19 protein-coding genes are annotated in these 19,381 nt (G+C 43.7%); 5 read left to right on the top strand and 14 right to left on the bottom strand.

Annotation, left to right across the window (positions count from 1 at the left end):
* Window positions 1–394: 394 nt before the first annotated feature.
* From H9629_RS08185 to def, 3 genes are all read right to left on the bottom strand, one after another.
* A complete protein-coding gene (locus tag H9629_RS08185) occupies window positions 395–2,425 on the bottom strand; it encodes a TonB-dependent copper receptor (RefSeq protein ID WP_191730893.1) in 2,031 nt (676 codons plus the stop codon).
* 73 nt (window positions 2,426–2,498) lie between these two features.
* Window positions 2,499–2,918, bottom strand: coding sequence for a DUF2946 family protein (locus H9629_RS08180; protein ID WP_064096964.1), 420 nt, complete (start codon window positions 2,916–2,918; stop codon window positions 2,499–2,501).
* A gap of 91 nt (window positions 2,919–3,009) precedes the next feature.
* On the bottom strand, window positions 3,010–3,540 hold the full coding sequence (gene def, locus H9629_RS08175; RefSeq protein WP_004644875.1) for a peptide deformylase: 531 nt from the start codon (window positions 3,538–3,540) through the stop codon (window positions 3,010–3,012).
* A gap of 121 nt (window positions 3,541–3,661) precedes the next feature.
* On the opposite strand from def, the gene H9629_RS08170 reads away from it, so the two are divergent.
* Genes H9629_RS08170 through H9629_RS08160 form a run of 3 tightly spaced genes read left to right on the top strand, consistent with a single transcriptional unit; the run spans window position 3,662 to window position 6,622 of the window.
* Window positions 3,662–4,816 (top strand): LysM peptidoglycan-binding domain-containing protein, encoded by a 1,155-nt coding sequence (locus tag H9629_RS08170; RefSeq protein WP_064096963.1) that lies wholly within the window; start codon window positions 3,662–3,664, stop codon window positions 4,814–4,816.
* Between the two features lie 56 nt (window positions 4,817–4,872).
* Window positions 4,873–6,012, top strand: a complete 1,140-nt coding sequence (gene dprA / locus H9629_RS08165; RefSeq protein ID WP_064101729.1) for a DNA-processing protein DprA — start codon at window positions 4,873–4,875, stop codon at window positions 6,010–6,012.
* A 40-nt stretch (window positions 6,013–6,052) separates the two neighbouring features.
* Window positions 6,053–6,622, top strand: a complete 570-nt coding sequence (locus tag H9629_RS08160; protein WP_064101728.1) for an L-threonylcarbamoyladenylate synthase — start codon at window positions 6,053–6,055, stop codon at window positions 6,620–6,622.
* 432 nt (window positions 6,623–7,054) lie between these two features.
* Here the strand turns inward: H9629_RS08160 and H9629_RS08155 are convergent, their stop codons facing one another.
* The gene (locus H9629_RS08155; RefSeq protein WP_074384151.1) at window positions 7,055–7,963 is read right to left on the bottom strand and encodes a DMT family transporter; all 909 of its coding nucleotides are present in this window, start codon (window positions 7,961–7,963) and stop codon (window positions 7,055–7,057) included.
* A gap of 190 nt (window positions 7,964–8,153) precedes the next feature.
* On the opposite strand from H9629_RS08155, the gene H9629_RS08150 reads away from it, so the two are divergent.
* Window positions 8,154–8,699, top strand: a complete 546-nt coding sequence (locus tag H9629_RS08150) for a glutathione peroxidase (RefSeq protein WP_064096960.1) — start codon at window positions 8,154–8,156, stop codon at window positions 8,697–8,699.
* A gap of 410 nt (window positions 8,700–9,109) precedes the next feature.
* Window positions 9,110–9,685, top strand: coding sequence for a hypothetical protein (locus H9629_RS08145; RefSeq protein ID WP_191730892.1), 576 nt, complete (start codon window positions 9,110–9,112; stop codon window positions 9,683–9,685).
* A 76-nt stretch (window positions 9,686–9,761) separates the two neighbouring features.
* On the opposite strand, the gene adhP is transcribed toward H9629_RS08145, so the two are convergent.
* The 10 genes from adhP to atpE all read right to left on the bottom strand — a co-directional run bounded on the left by adhP (window position 9,762) and on the right by atpE (window position 19,359).
* Window positions 9,762–10,793 (bottom strand): alcohol dehydrogenase AdhP, encoded by a 1,032-nt coding sequence (gene adhP, locus H9629_RS08140; protein ID WP_191730891.1) that lies wholly within the window; start codon window positions 10,791–10,793, stop codon window positions 9,762–9,764.
* A gap of 401 nt (window positions 10,794–11,194) precedes the next feature.
* Window positions 11,195–12,571 (bottom strand): NAD-dependent succinate-semialdehyde dehydrogenase, encoded by a 1,377-nt coding sequence (locus H9629_RS08135; RefSeq protein WP_100355396.1) that lies wholly within the window; start codon window positions 12,569–12,571, stop codon window positions 11,195–11,197.
* Window positions 12,572–12,772: 201 nt separating this feature from the next.
* Window positions 12,773–13,564, bottom strand: coding sequence for a DUF4145 domain-containing protein (locus H9629_RS08130; protein ID WP_191730890.1), 792 nt, complete (start codon window positions 13,562–13,564; stop codon window positions 12,773–12,775).
* 77 nt (window positions 13,565–13,641) lie between these two features.
* A complete protein-coding gene (locus H9629_RS08125; RefSeq protein ID WP_004814254.1) occupies window positions 13,642–14,061 on the bottom strand; it encodes a F0F1 ATP synthase subunit epsilon in 420 nt (139 codons plus the stop codon).
* A 26-nt stretch (window positions 14,062–14,087) separates the two neighbouring features.
* Complete coding sequence (gene atpD, locus H9629_RS08120; protein ID WP_004280997.1) at window positions 14,088–15,482, bottom strand: F0F1 ATP synthase subunit beta; 1,395 nt, start codon at window positions 15,480–15,482, stop codon at window positions 14,088–14,090.
* A 26-nt stretch (window positions 15,483–15,508) separates the two neighbouring features.
* Window positions 15,509–16,378, bottom strand: a complete 870-nt coding sequence (gene atpG, locus H9629_RS08115) for a F0F1 ATP synthase subunit gamma (RefSeq protein WP_004280996.1) — start codon at window positions 16,376–16,378, stop codon at window positions 15,509–15,511.
* Between the two features lie 88 nt (window positions 16,379–16,466).
* Window positions 16,467–18,011, bottom strand: a complete 1,545-nt coding sequence (atpA, locus tag H9629_RS08110) for a F0F1 ATP synthase subunit alpha (RefSeq protein WP_005094547.1) — start codon at window positions 18,009–18,011, stop codon at window positions 16,467–16,469.
* Window positions 18,012–18,054: 43 nt separating this feature from the next.
* Entirely contained in the window at window positions 18,055–18,591 is a 537-nt protein-coding gene (locus tag H9629_RS08105; protein WP_191730889.1) for a F0F1 ATP synthase subunit delta, read from the bottom strand.
* Between the two features lie 12 nt (window positions 18,592–18,603).
* A complete protein-coding gene (locus tag H9629_RS08100) occupies window positions 18,604–19,074 on the bottom strand; it encodes a F0F1 ATP synthase subunit B (protein ID WP_064096954.1) in 471 nt (156 codons plus the stop codon).
* 39 nt (window positions 19,075–19,113) lie between these two features.
* Window positions 19,114–19,359, bottom strand: coding sequence for a F0F1 ATP synthase subunit C (gene atpE / locus H9629_RS08095; RefSeq protein WP_000424060.1), 246 nt, complete (start codon window positions 19,357–19,359; stop codon window positions 19,114–19,116).
* Window positions 19,360–19,381 lie beyond the last annotated feature (22 nt).

The following is a 19,381-nucleotide window of genomic DNA, read 5'->3' as shown; positions in this document are numbered from 1 at the left end:
TAGGTCGGCTATATTACTCTCTATCTCTAGAAAGTCAACCAGTCATGAACATTATTTTTAAACTTTCTTTCTAAAACCCAACTCAATCAATCTTAACTAAGTCACTGTTTTATCAGAAGTTTTAATCTTCATCACCGCCGATGGATGTGCATTCTACAGCATTTCAGGAGGCTTGCAACCCTATTTTTCAAACTTTACAAACGCATGTTTATTTTATAATCCACAGAATTAATAAATTATTGTTTTATTTATAAAAATTATTTTAATAAAAATTTGAATTATTATTTAATGCAAAACCAAACAACATCAACTTATTGATAAATATATATTTGAATTATCATCATCAACAAAAAGCAGGAAAAAATTCCTGCTTTTTGTTTGTTTTCAGTTCAAATTAGAATTTCATACTGATTCTTGCCCAGTAATTCCGTCCGATATTATTAAATTGCTCATTGGCAGCAAATCCAAAACCAGAACTGCCCATCTTGTTCAAATGCTCGGCATAGGTACGGTCCAGTACGTTATCGATGCCCACAGAAAGATCCATGCTGTCATTTACATGATATGTACCATTTAAAGAGAGAGTACCAAAACCAGCACTTTGCTTAAGATCATAGCCGACAATATTGCCTTCACGCTCACTAATCCGGTTCTGGCCATCGACCAGGCGCCAGTAGGCACCCAAAGTATAGTTATCCTGGATATAACGTAAATTTACCCGAGCCTCTAAAGGTGAAATCTGTGGCAACGGCGTATTGTCACTGGTATTTTCACCCCAGGCATACATCGCACTCAGGTCAGCCTGAATCGCATCAGTAAACTGATATCCGATTCCGACTTCTGCACCTGCCACTGTTGCATCTACATTTCGGCTATGTGCTTCTAACATTCCCATATTACCTGTCGGCAAGTAAGTCGTGAGGATGTAATCATTGATCACACCTGCATATGCCGATGCCCATGAACTGAAATTACCATGTTCATGCTGGTAGCCAATATCCAGCTGTAAAGTTTTTTCAGTATCAATGTTCTTAAAGGTATTTGGATGACCATTGCCTGATTTTGGACTGAACAGCTCCCAGTAATCCGGCATACGTTCGACATAGCCAATACCCATATAAGTCTTGCCATCATCATGGTCTGGATGCTGATTCTCAAAACGCAAAAAAGCGCTTGGTAAAGTTTTTTTACGCTCCTGGTTTGACTCCACTGCTTCTACTTTGACCTGATCCAGACGCAGGCCACTCACCAGCTTATGATTATCAGTGACCTGATAACTGAGCTCACCGAAACCACCGATCGACTGGAACTCCATATCTTTAATACGTGGCTTATTCTGATACGCTGTCATCAGATTTCCGTTACGTTTGCTATGCTGATTATTCTGGTTGTCGATACCTGTAATCAGCTGTAATTTATCCCATTCACTGGTCACGGCCATACGCGCATTCAATGTCTTACGCGCCACATTGGTGGCCATAGGCATACTCATCATACCGCCAGGCTTGAACTCGCGCAGACTATAGTTATCCATGACATGGTCATTAAAATTGTAGTTCACCTGTGCTTCAAATTTTTTGATCACATCGCTGACATTTCTCTTTTCAACACGCAAACCCAGACTTTCACGGGCAAACTTGGAGCCATCCATTGCACGGCCGGCATACACAGCTTCACCATCCGCCTTGCCCCCGGTCAGCTCTACCCAGGTATCGCTATCCGGCGTCCAGCCTAATGCAACGTCGGCATTCCAGCGCTCCCAATCGGAAGGAACGGTCGTGCCATTACCATCTTTATAACTGTCTGAAACAGAGCGGCTGGTATTCAGGCGAATATATTTCTGTGCATCACCTGCTGCGACTTCGACATTATGATCAAGACGTCCGAAGGAGCCCAGCAGGACACTGGCCTGACCGCGATAGTGATTGTCTGCATCAAACTGTTCAGGTGAACGCTCAAAAATGACGGTTGCGGCTGAACCGGTATTGGCATATTGCACCGTCTGCGGACCTTTAATGACCGAAATCTGGTCATAGCTTTCCGGGGAAATATAGGAGGTGGGCGAATCCATCCGGCTTGGACAGGCCCCCAGATTTTCCGTGCCATCCGTTAAAATTTTAATTCGTGAACCGAACATGCCGCGGAAAGTGACATCCCCATTGGTTCCTGCGCCACTATTGACTGAACTAAAACCCACAATGCTTTGCAGATAATCTGCGCCATCTGTGGCAGGAACAGGCTGGATCGGCTGTTTAGGATCGGCATGGACAATCAGTCCATTGGCATCATTCCCCGCAGTCGAGGTCACCACAATCGGAGCCATGGTTTGTACAGGCATGGCTTCATTGGCCATTACAGAAGCTGAATAACAGGCAATACAAATCGCAGCCGCAAGTGGCTGTAGAAAAAATTTAGGCTGAGCCATTTTCTATCTCACTGAATACATAAATTGAACACGGTCTAAGTCACTCAAGACCCAGACGAAAAACAACGTGGATTTATGCAAACAGTGGTGGAGCTCTGCCCTGCGGTAACAGGAACAGTCGCTGCAGAGCAAACCAGACATGCTTAAAGGTTTTTTCAAAAGCCAGCAGTCTGACCTGGATTCGGTCCAGAACTTCTTTAATGTCCAGCTCAGGCGGCAAGATCAGGTTGCCATAGACGGTACAGTACTGGCATTGATGGCTGGCATCATGCTCATGGACATCAGCAGGAATATGCTGTGCTGTAACAGAATGCTGAGCGTGCTGCTCGGCATGATGAGAATGATCAACAGAGGATTTGTCTAAAAGTGCATGCGTGATGGTTTCACAGACCGGAGCAACCTGATATTGCTTCGGCAATAAAGGCTGTAAAAATACCGCAATCTGTAAAAACACTGCTACCAAGGAAAGTAGCAGACCGCCCCGCAGGACCATAGGCAAGCCCTAAAATTTATCTAGGCCAAGTATAGCAAAGCCCAATCAGAATTGGGCTGGTTTGGCCATTAAAATAGACTTTGAAATTATCCTAACGTTTCACTGCTACTTTGTCTTTATTACGCTGGCGTACCAGTTTTTCCACTTTTTCACGGGCACGCTGGCGTTTTAGTGGAGATAAATAATCAACAAATAACTTGCCATTTAAGTGATCCATTTCATGTTGGATACACACAGCGAGAAGTCCGTCAGCATCGAGCTCAAATGCTTGACCTTCCAGATTAATTGCCTCAATTTTTACGCGTGACGGACGATCAACTTTATCGTATATTTGGGGGACTGACAGACAGCCCTCTTCGTAGGGCTGCGTTTCTTCAGTCAATGGTGTGATTTTGGGGTTAATGAACACCATCGGTTGATCTTTATTTTCAGACAGATCCATAACAATCAGCTGAATATGACGATCCACCTGAGTCGCGGCAAGTCCGATACCTGGTGCTTCATACATGGTTTCAAACATATCCGCAGCGAGCTGACGAATTTCATCAGTCACTTCTTCGACAGGTTGTGCAATGGTACGAAGACGGGGATCCGGGAAACTTAAAATAGGTAATAAGGCCATACTGCGTCCTCAATTATGCCATTGATCAAAAAAACCAAATGAAGGGAATGCTTCATCAAAAAAATGTGTGTAAGATCGTTATTATAACGCAACTACGCACATAATTTTAGGAATTATGATAATGAAAAAGGTTTTGAAAGGCATGCCATTTTTTAGTGCCTTGGGGTTTAAAAATCAGATGCTGGCACTTGCCGTCTGTGTTGGCGTCAGTATGGGGACCATTCATTCTGCCGAGGCAGCACCTGCGCGCAACGTTAATCCACCGGCATTAAAAGCCAATGCACCGAACGTTTATGTGGTGAAAAAAGGCGATACGCTTTGGGATATCTCAAAACGCTTCCTGAAAAATCCGGTACGTTGGCCGGAAATCTGGGCCAGCAATAAACACGTGAAAAATCCGCACTGGATTTTCCCCGGTGACCGCCTGCTCATGTGTGATTACCAGGGTCGTCCAATTATTGGTAAAGACGAAGGGGATGGTTGTGAGGGTATTATCAGCCGCTATCTGGGCAGCACCACCCTGCAACCCCAGATTCGGGTTGAATCTTTAAATAACACTATTCCCGTGATTCCACTAGAACATATCAGGCAATGGCTAGAGCGTTATACCCTGATGGCGCCTGATTCAGTTCAAGGTACACCCTATATTCTCGGAACCGCAGACCAGCGCGTACTGGCAGGCAAAGGCCAGAAAGTGTATGCACGTGGCAACGGTCTGGAAGTTGGTCAACGCTATGCCGTTTATCGTGAAGCGGAACCGTATGTATTTACGGATGCAAACGGCAAGAAATATACTGCTGCACTTGAGCTGCAACAGGTGGCGTCTGGTATTGCAGTACGTAACGAAGGTGATGTCACCACACTTGAACTGACGGACAGTTACAATGCTGAAGTACGTCGCGGTGACCGTGTACTCCCTGAATATGATCCAATGTTACCAACCCTGTTCTATCCGACCAGCGCGGAAAACATTGCTGCCGGTGGCCAGATTGTTCGCGTATTGGGATCAATTGGTACCGCAGCACGTCATAGTGTTGTGACCATTGACCGTGGTACGGCACATGGGGTTCAGACGGGTCATGTCTTTAGTGTCAACCAGAAAGGTGAAGTGGTGACTGATCCTAAAACTAAAGAACGTGTGCAATTGCCAGGTGAGCGTATTGGCCAGATCATGGTATTTAAAACCTTCGATCAGTTGAGCTATGCCTATGTGCTGGAGAGCGAATTACCAATCAAGGTTGGTGCAGGAATTCAAGCACCTCTTTTAGATGAATAAATATTTGTCTAAATAAAAAAACTTAATAATAAGAAGACAACCTTATAGGTCTCAATATGCTGAACCCGTTATCGCGCGCGCAACTGGAAACAATTACGTTATGGTATCTGGTTCAGCATTCTCTTTCGAGTTTCCATAAAGTCAGTCAACATTATGCCGAACTGGCCCATGCCATTCAGCCGGATCAAGCCCCTGTCTGGCAGGCACTCGGTATTCATGCCAATCATGTACAGCGCTTAAAAGAATTTTCTCTTCCCGAAGCCCAGCAGAAATTTCAGCGTTGTCTGCAGCAGATCCAGCAGGATAGTGACTTTGTTTTATTGCATGGCGATCCGCATTATCCGCAGCAGTTGCATCCTTATACAGATAAACCCCCAATCATTTTTGGTCAGGGTAGACCCGACACCCTGCTTCAGGCACAGATTGCCATTGTGGGCAGCCGCAAACCCAGTCCACACGGCCGGCAAGTAGCTTATGATTTTGCTTTTTACCTGAGTGAACAGGGTTTTTATATCAATAGCGGTCTGGCACATGGTATTGATGAAGCAGCTCATCGGGCTGCCCTACAACATCAGGGGACAATTGCAGTGATGGCGACCGGACTGGATCAAACCTATCCAGCACAGCATCAGTCACTGCGCCAGCAAATCATTGAGCATGGCGGTGCCGTCATCAGTGAGTTTCTGCCAGATACACTGCCTTTGCAGCACCATTTCCCACGGCGCAACCGAATTGTCAGTGGTTTAAGCCTAGGCATCATTGTGGCAGAGGCTGCATTAAAAAGTGGTTCTCTGATTACGGCTAAACTGGCAGCCGAGCAAGGCAAAACCGTGTTTGCCATTCCGGGACATATTTACAGTGAGCATCATCAGGGCTGCCACCAACTGATTCGTGAGGGTGCGATTCTGATTGACCATCCACAGCAGGTAATTGAAGAACTGGCACTGGCGACGCAATGGCAGGCTTTGGAAAATACTCCCAAACTGGAAGTCGCTGCAGCAGAATCACAACAGATCCCGCCACATCTGCTCAGTCTGTATAACCAGCTGGACTGGGTGGGACAGAGTCTGGATCAACTGGGAACGCAGGTTCAGCAAGAGGTATCTGCTTTGACCAGTCAACTGATGGAACTGGAGTTACTCGGTTTTTGCACCCAGCAAGCCGGCCTGTATCTACGTTGTCGGATTCTCAAATAAGGTTCACAATAGCGCTTTGTTGTTTGATAAAGGTATTCACATGATCACTACCTCTGTTGCCGAAGCAGCAGCATGGCTTAAAGACGGACAAGTCTTGGCATATCCCACAGAGGCTGTTTGGGGCTTGGGTTGCGACCCCTATAATGAACAGGCATTTCATCAGATTTTAGAATTGAAGCAGCGCCCGATTGAGAAAGGTGTGATTCTGCTAGCAGCTCATCTTTCACAGGTAGAACATCTGCTACAGGATTTAAGCGAAGAAATGCGTGAAAAAGTGATTGAATCCTGGAACCATGACAGGCCTGCTGAGCGTGCGACCACCTGGCTGCTTCCTGCAAATAAAGAGATTCCTGACTGGATTAAAGGTCAGCATACTCAAGTGGCCGTACGTGTAACCACTCACCCGCTCTGCGTGGCACTGTGTCAGGCCTTTGGTGGTTTTATCGTTTCGACCAGTGCCAATCCTGCCGGTATGGAACCTGCCCGCTCACTTCAGGATGCCCTCCGCTATTTTGACCAGAACCTGAATTATCTGAATGGCGACCTTGGTTTAAGTCAGCAACCGAGCCGGATTATTGATGCACTCACTGGCGCGGTTATTCGTGACTGAGACTTAGCGGATTTAGTCGGGATATTCAAACCCGACTAAAGTTTTAAGACAAAAAAAAGCTCAACCATATAGGGATGGCTGAGCATAAAAAAGGATGTGCATAAATCACATCCAGAGGGTTCAGAAAATCTCTGGGAGCCTGATAAAACAAGGTTTTTTTTGCTTGATCATTCTCGATGGGCGCATTATGCGAGAAATTAGTCACAACAACAAGTACAATAAAAAACTCAATTAATACATTTTTTCTATTAACAAAGTAGAACTTTTATTGAAAATTCAAAATATCTAACTCATTCCATTCCGATTTTAAAATAAAGTGCTAATTTTCTATTTATTGTTACATTCAGAAATCAGTATTTAACAGATGAATTCTATTAAAAAAACATGCCTAAATGATCAATATTTAAACAATTAAGGATTTTAAAAACTGGGCTACTTCCTTATGACTTGGCTTTTCCCGGGGTATTGCGCCCATAAAACCCCCAATAAAATAATACTGCCTCCAATAGTGTGATACATGGTCCAGGCTTCGCCTAACCACAAATATGCGACTACTGCGGTAAAAACCGGCATCAGGTTCATAAAAATACTGCTGCGATTTGGACCAAGTTGCTGCACAGCCATCATCCAGAATAAGGGCGCGGCAATGGAAGGAAAAATTCCGGCATAGACAATGCTAGCTGCATTCGCGCTATTGATGCTGTCCAGACCTAAAATCAGTATCAAAGGAATATGGTAAAGAAAAGCCATAAAAATCTGGATATACAGACTCAGTAGTAGTGGAATCTGAATCTGCCATTTCTTCAGCAATACGCCATAACAGGCATAGAAAAAGACCGCGATCAACATCAGCAGATCGCCAATATAACTTTCACCTACGCTTAAGAACTGCAGGCCCTGCCCTTGCGCCATGACATACATCAGGCCAATAAACGACAAAAGGCTTCCCAGCACTGCAGCCTGTGTCGGGCGAATCTTTAAAACAAAAATACCCACGATAATGGTAAAAATAGGAATAAAGGCATTGATCAACCCCATGTTGGTGGCAGTAGTGTAGTGTGCCGAGCTATAAGCCAGTCCCTGATACAGCACCATTCCCAGTGCACTCAAAATAGCAAAATGTCCGAGATGCGGACGGATTTCTGGCCAGGCTGCTTTGACTCTGGGCAACATGAAGGGAGTCAAGATCAGCAAAGCCAAGGCCCAGCGGTAAAAACTGATACTGATGGGAGAAATATAATCTGCCACATAACGGGTAACCGTCATATTCAGAGACCAAATCAAAACTGCGGCCAGTGGTAAGGCCATAGCCCACCAGACTGCTTTTTGTTGTTGTGTCATACTGTCATCCATGAGTCGCTGGTCTTGTGATTAAGCTATTCCTATTCGCACCCTAGCATAATAGATTTTTCACATAATATTGCAGCAATTTTACTGCCTTAAGTAAATCAGCTCACCTGTTTGTACTTGTACTAAATCTGAATACCCGTTAAAACAAATACCGATTCAGTCGCAATAAACAGGAAATCTAATGACTCGCTCTGTATATGACATTCCAGTCAAAACCATTGACGGAACAGAAACCACTTTAAACCAGTACCAGGGTAAGGTTTTGCTGGTGGTCAACGTCGCTTCTAAATGTGGCCTGACGCCGCAATATGAAGGTTTACAAAAACTGTATGATGACAAAAAAGCTGAAGGTCTGGAAATTCTGGGCTTTCCTGCCAACAACTTTTTGGAGCAGGAACCAGGCAGTGAAGCCGAGATTCAGGAATTCTGTTCGGTGAATTATAAAGTCGACTTTCCGTTATTCGCAAAAATCTCTGTGGCGGGCGAAGACAAGCATCCTTTATATACCACTCTTACGCAGGCTGTACCGGAACGTATCGGCGAGGGGCCTTGGTGGAAAGATCTGGTCGATTATGGCCTGACCCCTAACCAGCCACCGGAAGTACTCTGGAACTTTGAAAAGTTCCTGATCAATAAAAACGGCGAAGTGGTGGCACGTTTTGCACCAGACATTACTGCAGATGATCCACGGATTGTAGATGCGGTGAATGCAGAACTTGCAAAATAATGCTCTACTCTCTCAATAAGTATTAAGATTAAAATAAGTATCTGTTTTCATAATGGGTACTTATTTCTATTTAAAACTCTTATTTCACTAAGTTGATATTCACCTACATTTGTAAAGACTCAACCAAATCCGTGCACACTCAGCAATTGCTTAGGAGGCAGGAAAATAATAGTCGAATGAAATTCCACACAATAAAGTCTTCAAGTTAATCGCCGGCCAAACGAGCCGCCCCGCTTAAAATAAAATATTTACTTATTCATTTTTATTAGATTTTTCTCACTTCTATCTGGCTAATTATTTAAAATCCAGAAGAATTGTTATGAGTTTGCAACAATCTTTTTTATCTCCATAGTTTGTCCTTATATTAAATACTATCCAAATTCTATCACCTGTATCGAGACCCTGATTCTATGTCCAAAATTCTTGCCAATACTGTCCTTCCTTTCGCATTATTTAGCTCGGGAATTTTACTGATGGGCTGTGAACAGGCCGTCGAAACACCCACTGAACAGGCAGATACAACAACGTTAGATCTGGAACCAGCCTCTCAGCAACAAGGCTCGGCAACACCAACTGAACTCAAATCTGGCAACATGTTTTATATGGTTCGGGATGTCGCCGACTTGCAGCTCAAGGCCGGCAGTTATGTGGAACAGTTAAAACAGACCCAGACCGAACTGCAAACGGCGGTCGAAACCAAAGATACCCAGCAACTGCAATCCACTGCGACTCAGCTTCAACAGCAACTCAGCAGTTTTAATCAGGTACTGGGCAACCTGAACTTAAAAAGTCAGGAAATTGACCAGATTCGTAATAATATGATGTCTGCAAACCAGCAAGTGCTGGCTTCTCCCCTCTTGAATGGTCAGGTGGATTTTAGCCAAGTGGACTTGAAAAAGATTGAATCGCAGATGGTCAATGTTCAAGCCGAAATGGTCAAACTGGCAGGCTTGTTGATCCAGAATCCCGAGCAGGAACAAGGTTAAAACTCATTTAAACCCTTTCATCAAAAAGCCAATCCGGCAAGAACCAGATTGGCTTTTATTTCCCCTCAATGAGGAATTAAAGTCGCATATCGATCACGATCCGGCCATCAATTTTCCCTTGTTCCATACGCTGAAAAATATCATTGATATTTTGCAGCGGCTCAACCTTAATATGTGCCTTAACCTTACCCCGGGCAGCAATATCCAATGCTTCCTTGAGATCCAGTCGCGTACCCACTATCGAGCCGCGCACCGTAATGCCGTCAAGTACCATATCAAAAATCGACAAGTCAAACTTGCCTGGTGGTAAACCATTTAGCACCATAGTTCCCCCCCGACGCACGATCGAGACTGCCTGTTCAAAAGCTTTGGGAGAGACTGCTGTTACCAATACCCCATGACAACCTTCTCCGGTGGCTTTCATCACTTCTTCTTTTACATCAGATTTCAGTGCATTTATGCCCACATCAGCACCCAGATTTTTGGCCAGTTCCAGTTTTGAGTCATCCACATCTATGGCAATAACATTAAATCCCATGGTTTTGGCATATTGAACAGCAATATGACCCAGACCGCCAATGCCCGAAATTGCCATCCAGTCTCCTGTTTTGGCATCAGCCATTTTCAGACCTTTATAGACAGTGACGCCTGCACAGAGAATAGGTGCAATTTCAAGTAAATCTACTCCCTCTGGAATTACTCCTACATAATCTCCATCGGCCAGACAATATTCAGCAAAGCTGCCGTTGACCGAATACCCCGAATTTTGCTGTTTTCTGCACAGGGTTTCCCAGCCCGCATAACAATGTTCACAATGGCCACACGCCGAATACAGCCATGGAATACCGACAATATCTCCTATTTTTAAATGGTCAATGCCTGCACCTATTTCAATCACTTCTCCTACTCCCTCATGCCCGGGAATAAAAGGTAAGCTCGGTTGCACCGGCCAGTCGCCATGCATGGCATGCAGATCGGTATGACAAACACCTGTGGCAATGATCTTGACCAGGATTTTGCCTGGGCTAACTTGAGGGATGTCGAGTTCTTGGATTTCTAAGGGTTGGTTAAATGCAGTTACGACCGCTGCTTTCATTGTTGTTGGCATATTAATTCTCTCTTCTATTATTATAATTTCAGATTATTTTTGAATAATCTCCTTAACTATAGACAATAGAAAAACTGCAACAACAATAGAATTGTATTTCTCAGCTATTCTTTACAAATTCTTAAAATTCTTTTGGCTGTTATTTTTAAATTATGCTCGACTATCTCAAAACAAATATTTTTATTTATACATAAATATAAGAATAATAATGATTTAATTAAATTCACTATCAGCAGATATAATATTTTTATCCAAATAAGATAGCTTCAAATTTTAGACTCCATCTTCTTAAGCCCATATCTTTATAATAAGGTGATAATTAGTCATATTCGAAAGGAATTTAATCAATACTAATTAAAAGAAAGCCCCTTCAGCAGTGGCTTTCTAGTTTGGTGTTGGGCTTATTTGTTCGGGCTTTTGACGACGACCAGTTTTTTCTGCACAAATTCTCTGAAACCGTCAATGGAGAGTTCGTGACCATAACCCGAGTTCTTGATTCCGCCAAATGGCAGTTCTGGTGCAGTATCGGTATACCAGTTAATCCAGATCATGCCCGTTTCGACACGTGAAGCCAGCTTTTTCGCCCGCTCGATATCTTGTGAATGAATCACGCCACCCAGACCATAATTGGAATCATTGGCAATCGAAACAATCTCATCCTCATCCTTGGCCACATAAATCTGGGCAACCGGACCAAAGAATTCTTCATACCAGGCCGGATTATCTCGGCTGATATTTTCCAAAATCGTCGGCTGATAGAAATTGCCTGCATGCTCATACGGCTTACCACCAGTGACCACTTTCGCACCATGTTCTACCGCCTTATCGACCTGTTCAGTCAGCTTTTCCAAAGCGTCAGCGGAAGACAGTGGACCCAATGTGGTTTCAGGATCAAGCGGATCGCCAATTTTTAACCCTTCAAATACCTTGATCATGCCAGCCTTGAATTGTTCGGCAATTTTTTCATGTAGGATAAAGCGCTTGGCTGCTGTACAGACTTGACCGGTATTGTTCACCCGAGCTTGGCAGCCTATCTTGATGGCCTTTTCCAGATCAGCATCATCCAGCACAATAAAGACATCATTACCGCCCAGTTCCAGCGTTGATTTTTTAAGATGTTTTCCGGCCTGCTCAGCGACAGCACTGCCCGCACCTTCTGAACCTGTGAGTGCCACACCACGTACACGTTTATCTGCAATCACCTCAGCAACCTGATCACTGCTAATAAACAGGTTGGTCCAGACACCTTTGGGTGCGCCTGCATCCAAGATCAGTTGTTCAAAAGCTTCGGCACATTGCGGTACAATTCCGGCATGTTTTGCCAGAACCGGATTACCGATGGCACAGTTCGGTGCAAAAACCCGCATTAATTGATAAAACGGAAAATTCCACGGTTCAACTGCCATAACAATGCCCAATGGATGATGCTCAACCCAGGATTCTCCCAGTTCCGTTTCGTAGGACACAGGCGCTAAAAATTCTTTGGCATGATCAGCATAGTATTCAGCAATTTTGGCGCAGGTTTCGATTTCACCTTCACTCTGCTTGATCAGTTTACCCATATCCAGCGTCATGAGCTTGGCCAGTTCCGACTTTCGCTCACGCATACTGCTAGCCAGCTTGCGCAGTACCTCAATACGGGTATCGGCCTTTTGAGCCCATTCCGATTTCAGGATTTTTTCTGCGGTATCGAGGGCATTTTGAATATCTTGATCGCTATGGGAGGGGTAGTCTTTCAATTTTTGATTGGTAAATGGATTAATAGATTGATAAGCCATGATTTTCCCTTTTTCAATTATAAGTTTCGCCTGTTCTGAACCCAGTCAAATGAAGTTATAACAAGCAAGTATCTGTTCGAATTATTTAACTTATCATTGATTCTTTTATGGCGTGTGCCTGCTTACAGATTGGTTCAAAACATTACTGAGAAAGGGTAAAAGTTATATCGAGCGGTACAAAGCACAATACATGCAGGAGCTTTATAACTTTTTCTTGGGCTTTCTTTTTTGAGTAGTTTCTCTTACTACTGGAATGGCATATTTAGGTGAGGGTTTCAACTTTATACTTTTAGTTTGCTTTATTTCTGCTTGATCTAGATTGTAGTATACAAAAAGTTGCTGAATTAAATTTTCTAAAACCTTTAAATGCAAAATTAATTCTTTTCTAGATTTAGTATCCGCACGGTGTGCTGCATCATTTCCTAAATATCTAATATCATCAAGTAAAGCTCGTTGTTTGGTCGAAATAAATCCATCTTGCTCAAACTGATTTAAAATCAGACCCAAATCATTAGAATTACCAAAGTACTTAATGATCTGTTCTAAAAGAGTTCTTAGACCTAAACCAGTCAATAAAGGCATTTTATTATTTAATGCAACAATTACTTCCTCATATGTATTATAAATTTCTGTAGGTAAAATTTTTTCAAATTCGATTGAAAAAGCAGTTTCCTCATCCCTCATTGGAAAAACACTATAAGTTGCAGCCTCATCGTAAATAGGATCACCATTCAACTCATATCCTATTTGATAAACATCTTCAGAACATAAAGTTTTGGTTTGATAACTAATAGTACCGCAATTAATACATTTTAAAATTCTATAATTGAAGTAGAAATCAATAGGACTATGATTAAAATCAGAATCAGATATATCAACTAATACTTCATGTTTGATAAGAGTCTTACATTTTATACAGAGTACTTTCTTATGAGCTATTGTATTTTTAAATTCTGAATCCTGAAAAATAGGATTTAAGGTATTTAATTTCATTATTTTTTAGGTATTAAAAAATTAAGTATATAAAAAAACCACCCTTTCGGGTGGTTTCTTCAATCTTAAACCTGCAATTACATTGCGCGGTTTTTGATTTTGCGGATCGTTTCCAGCTGAGCAGCAGTTTCTGCAAGAGCAGCCAAAGCAGCAGCAGCGTCCAAATCGCCCTTTTGATTTGCTAGCAATTGTTCAGCGTGTTTACGCGCTTCAATAATTGCAGCTTCATCTAAGTTTTCTGCACGGACTGCAGTATCTGCAAGAACCGTAACAACATGCGGTTGAACTTCTAGAACACCACCAGATACATAGATTAATTCTTCTGTACCGTTTTCCAAAATAACGCGGATCGCGCCAGGTTGGAGCAAAGTTACCAGCGGAGCGTGACCAGGCATAATACCTAACTCACCGCCAGCACCTTTAGCAATTAGCATAGTTACAGTGCCTGAGTACAAAGACTCTTGAACACTTACAACGTCACATTGCATAGTCGCCATGAGAATCTCCTAAATTAGGGAACTAATTAAAGTTTCTCAGCTTTAGCAATCACTTCGTCAATACCACCAACCATGTAGAACGCTTGTTCTGGGATGTGATCGTATTCACCAGCTAGAAGACCTTTAAAGCCACGAATCGTTTCTTTAAGAGATACTAATTTACCAGGAGCACCAGTAAATACTTCAGCTACGTGGAACGGTTGAGAGAAGAAACGCTGGATTTTACGCGCACGGTAAACAACCAGTTTATCTTCTTCAGCAAGCTCGTCCATACCAAGAATCGCGATGATGTCTTTAAGCTCTTTATAACGTTGCAATACGTTCTGTACAGAACGTGCAATTTCATAATGCTCTTGACCAACAACTAACGGATCTAACTGGCGTGAAGTTGAGTCTAGTGGATCGATCGCCGGGTAAATACCAGAAGATGCGATGTCACGGCTCAATACAACAGTTGCGTCCAAGTGAGCAAACGTTGTAGCAGGCGATGGATCTGTCAAGTCATCGGCAGGTACGTATACCGCTTGGATTGACGTAATAGAACCAGACTTAGTCGATGTAATACGCTCTTGAAGAACACCCATCTCTTCTGCAAGTGTAGGCTGGTAACCTACTGCAGATGGCATACGACCTAGAAGTGCTGATACTTCAGTACCCGCTAGTGTATAACGGTAGATGTTATCTACGAACAATAGTACGTCACGGCCTTTACCGTTTTCGTCTTTCTCGTCACGGAAATATTCAGCCATGGTCAAACCAGTCAACGCTACGCGTAAACGGTTACCCGGTGGCTCGTTCATCTGACCGTAGACCATTGCTACTTTGTCTAGAACGTTAGAATCTTTCATTTCGTGATAGAAGTCATTACCTTCACGAGTACGCTCACCAACACCAGCAAACACAGATAAACCTGAGTGAGCTTTCGCGATGTTGTTGATCAATTCCATCATGTTTACAGTTTTACCAACACCGGCACCACCGAACAGACCAACTTTACCACCTTTAGCGAACGGGCATAGCAAGTCGATGACTTTAATACCAGTTTCTAGAAGGTCAGTAGAAGCTGCTTGTTCTGCATAAGAAGGTGCAGAGCGGTGAATTGGTAAACGCGCTTCAGTCGCAACAGGACCAGCTTCGTCGATCGGGCGACCAAGAACGTCCATGATACGGCCTAGAGTCGCTGTACCTACTGGTACAGAAATCGGCGCGCCAGTGTTAACTACGTTCAAACCACGCTTAAGGCCTTCAGTAGAACCCATTGCAATAGTACGAACTACGCCATCACCAAGCTGTTGCTGAACTTCTAAAGTAGTTTCAGTACCATCTACTTGGAGAGCGTCATAGATCTTAGGAACGCTGTTGCGTTCAAACTCGACGTCGATAACCGCGCCGATGATCTGAATGATACGACCGCTATTCATTGCTGTCTCCTCAATTCAAAATAATGTTAAACGGCAGCGGCACCACCAACGATCTCAGAAATTTCCTGAGTAATCGCGGCTTGACGCAGCTTGTTATAAATAAGTTGCAGGCTCTTAATGATCTCGCCTGCGTTGTCTGTCGCTGCTTTCATAGCGACCATACGTGCAGACTGCTCACATGCGATGTTTTCAATCACACCTTGATACACCACAGACTCGATATAGCGAACCAACAAGCCATTTAAAAGCTCTTCAGCTTCAGGCTCGTAGATATAATCCCAACCGTATTGACGGTTAAGAGTCTTGTCTTCTTCAGCAGCAGCCAAAGGAACAAGTTGTTCGATCTTTTGATTTTGAGTCATGGCATTGACAAAGCCGTTTGACACTAGATAAATACGATCTAACTCGCCTTTATCATAAGCATCCAACATCACCTGTACAGAACCAGATAACTGCTCAAGACTTGGAGTATCACCGACTTGCGTCGTCGCCCCAAGCACTTTACCGCCGTAGTTTTTAAAAAACGAAACCGCTTTTTGACCAATTAAAGCAAATTGAACTTCAATTGACTGCTCTTGTTGCTGTTGAACGTGTTTAACCACTTTTTTGAACAGGTTAATGTTCAAACCACCAGCAAGGCCACGATCTGATGACACAATAATATAGCCAACGCGCTTAACCGGGCGTTCAACCATATAACGGTGTTTGTATTCAGGATTCGCTTGAACCAAATGAGCAATTACACGGTGCATATTTTCGGCATACGGACGGCCTTGAGCCATGCGCTCTTGCGCACGACGCATCTTAGAAGCTGCTACCATTTGCATCGCTCGAGTAATCTTTTGCGTGCTCTTGATACTAGCTACTTTGGCGCGAATTTCTTTTAAATTTGCCATACGCTTAACCTAGTATTCGAAAGCCCTTGCGAGCTTCCGAAGGTTGATTCCGTGAACCAAACCAACACTAATCTAGCAAGTTGCTAAATTAGTAAGTTTGAGTCGCTTTAAAGCTTTCAATACCTGCTTTGATTGCAGCTTCGATGTCTTTGTTGTAATCACCAGAGGCATCGATTTGTTGCATTAACGCAGCATGTTCTGAACGGAAGTAAGAAATCAACGCAGCATCAAAGTCTACGATTTTCTTAACGTCTACGTCAGCCATGTAGCCTTCGTTAGATGCATAAATTGAAACAGCCTGGTCAGCAATTGAGTATGGAGCATATTGTTTTTGCTTCATTAACTCAGTTACACGTTGACCATGTTCAAGTTGCTTACGAGTTGCTTCGTCAAGATCAGAAGCGAACTGAGCAAATGCTGCCAATTCACGGTATTGCGCCAAAGCAGTACGGATACCACCAGACAATTTCTTGATGATCTTGGTTTGCGCTGAACCACCAACACGAGATACAGAGATACCCGCGTTCACAGCAGGACGAATACCTGCGTTGAATAATGATGTTTCAAGGAAGATCTGACCATCAGTAATCGAAATTACGTTGGTTGGTACGAATGCAGATACGTCACCCGCTTGAGTTTCAATAATCGGCAATGCAGTTAATGAACCAGTTTGGCCTTTAACTTCACCGTTAGTGAATTTCTCAACGTAGTCAGCAGATACACGAGAAGCACGTTCAAGTAGACGTGAATGTAGATAGAACACGTCACCTGGATAAGCTTCACGACCTGGTGGACGGCGTAAAAGCAATGAAATTTGACGATACGCAACAGCTTGTTTAGACAAGTCATCATAAATGATTAACGCGTCTTCACCACGGTCACGGTAGTATTCACCCATTGTACAGCCAGAGTACGGAGCCAAATACAGCATTGCTGCTGGATCAGATGCACCTGCTGCGACAACAGTGGTATACGCCATAGCGCCAGTTTCTTCTAGCTTGCGTACTACGTTAGCGATAGTCGATTGTTTTTGACCGATGGCTACGTATACACATTTAATGCCAGAGTTTTTCTGAGCGATGATCGCGTCGATCGCCATTGCTGTTTTACCAGTTTGACGGTCACCAATGATCAACTCACGCTGACCACGGCCTACAGGGATCATTGTATCTACTGATTTATAACCAGTTTGTACAGGTTGATCCACTGACTGACGCCAAATTACGCCTGGTGCTACTTTTTCAACAGCATCAGTTAATTTAGCATCGATCGGGCCTTTACCATCAATCGGGTTACCCAAAGCATCTACTACACGGCCTAAAAGTTCTGGACCAACCGGAACTTCTAATACACGACCTGTGCAACGCGCTTTTTGACCTTCTTGAAGGTTCAAGTAGTTACCTAAAACAACGACGCCCACTGAATCCTGTTCTAGGTTCAGTGCCATACCGTAAAGGCCGCCGTCGAATTCGATCATTTCACCGTACATAGCGTCAGCTAAGCCGTGAATACGCACAATACCGTCGGAAACCATAACAATGGTCCCTTCGTTCTTAGCGGTTGCGCTGGTGTCCAGATCGCCGATACGCTGTTTAATGAGCGCACTGATCTCGGATGGATTCAGTTGTTGCATTGCGCTATACCTCAATCTTTTTAAAGTTCAGTCTTCTTATTTATTAAGCAAGAAGACGAGTACGCATTTTTTCAAGCTTATTAAGCGCAGAATCATCTATCACTTGGTCGCCTGCACGAATAACTACACCAGCAATAAGCTCTGGTTTCACTTCCACAGAAACATTCACTGCTGCGTTAAAGCGTTTTTTCAACGCATCTGCAAGCAATTGTTCTTGGTCAGAAGTCAATGGGAATGCTGATTCAATCACAACATCCACAGTATTGTTATTCTGTGATTTGAGCTGTTCATATTCTGCAGCGATTTCAGGAAGAAGTTCCAAACGGTTGTTTTCAGCAAGCAATGTCAAGAAGTTAGACACTGCTGCAGTTTGGTCTTCACCTAAAACTTTAGCAAAAAGAGACACCTGCTCAGCAGGTGTAAGCTCTGGGCGATTTAGATAAGCTGAAAATGCTTCGTCTTGCACCGCAGCACTGAGCAATTCAAGTGCAGTCGACCAAGAGTCAGTTGCACCCTGCTCAGAAGCGTAAGCAAATGCTGCTTTAGCGTAAGGGCGTGCCAACGTCAAGAGTTCAGCCATAATCCGCCTCTCTTAAAGTTTAGCAGCCAGCTGAGTCAGCATGGCATTGTGAGCTTCTGCATCAACTTGCTGGCTAAGAATTTTCTCAGCACCAGTCACTGCAAGAGCAGCCACTTGTTGACGCAATTCTTCGCGAGCAGAATTGATTTCAGTATCAACAGCTTCTTTAGCCTGTTGACGAATACGCTCACCTTCAGCCGCAGCCTGGTTACGCGCTTCTTCGATCAATTGTGCACCACGACGGTTCGCTTGTTCGATCAATTGAGCCGCTTGTGCTTTTGCCGCGTCCAGTTCAGCTTTCACTTGTGCTTGCGCATCTGCAAGGTCAGCCTTCGCTTTTTCAGCAGCGTTTAAGCCATCAGCGATACGACGCTGACGTTCACTAATCGCATTGATTAGTGGTGGCCATACAAACTTCATGCAGAATGCGACGAAAATCGCAAATGCAATCGCTTGGCCAAACAATGTGAGGTTGATATTCATTGCAAATTCCTCAAATAGTGAATTTCGGAATTAAGCTGATTAACCTACAAATGGATTAGCGAAGATGAAGAACAAGCCAATACCAACACCGATCATAGGCACAGCATCAAGAAGACCCGCGATTAAGAACATACGAGTTTGAAGTTGTGGAGCCAATTCTGGTTGACGAGCTACAGCTTCAAGGAAACGGCCGCCTAGAAGACCAAAACCAATCGCAGTACCTAAAGCACCGAAAGCGATCAAGATAGCAGATGCAATTGCAACTAGACCTAAAGTGAGTTCCATGATAATTCCTCAGAGGTTAGGT

The organism is Acinetobacter pecorum, from assembly GCF_014837015.1.
In the GTDB taxonomy this organism is placed as follows: domain Bacteria; phylum Pseudomonadota; class Gammaproteobacteria; order Pseudomonadales; family Moraxellaceae; genus Acinetobacter; species Acinetobacter pecorum.
This window is presented reverse-complemented; position numbering and strand designations above follow the sequence as displayed.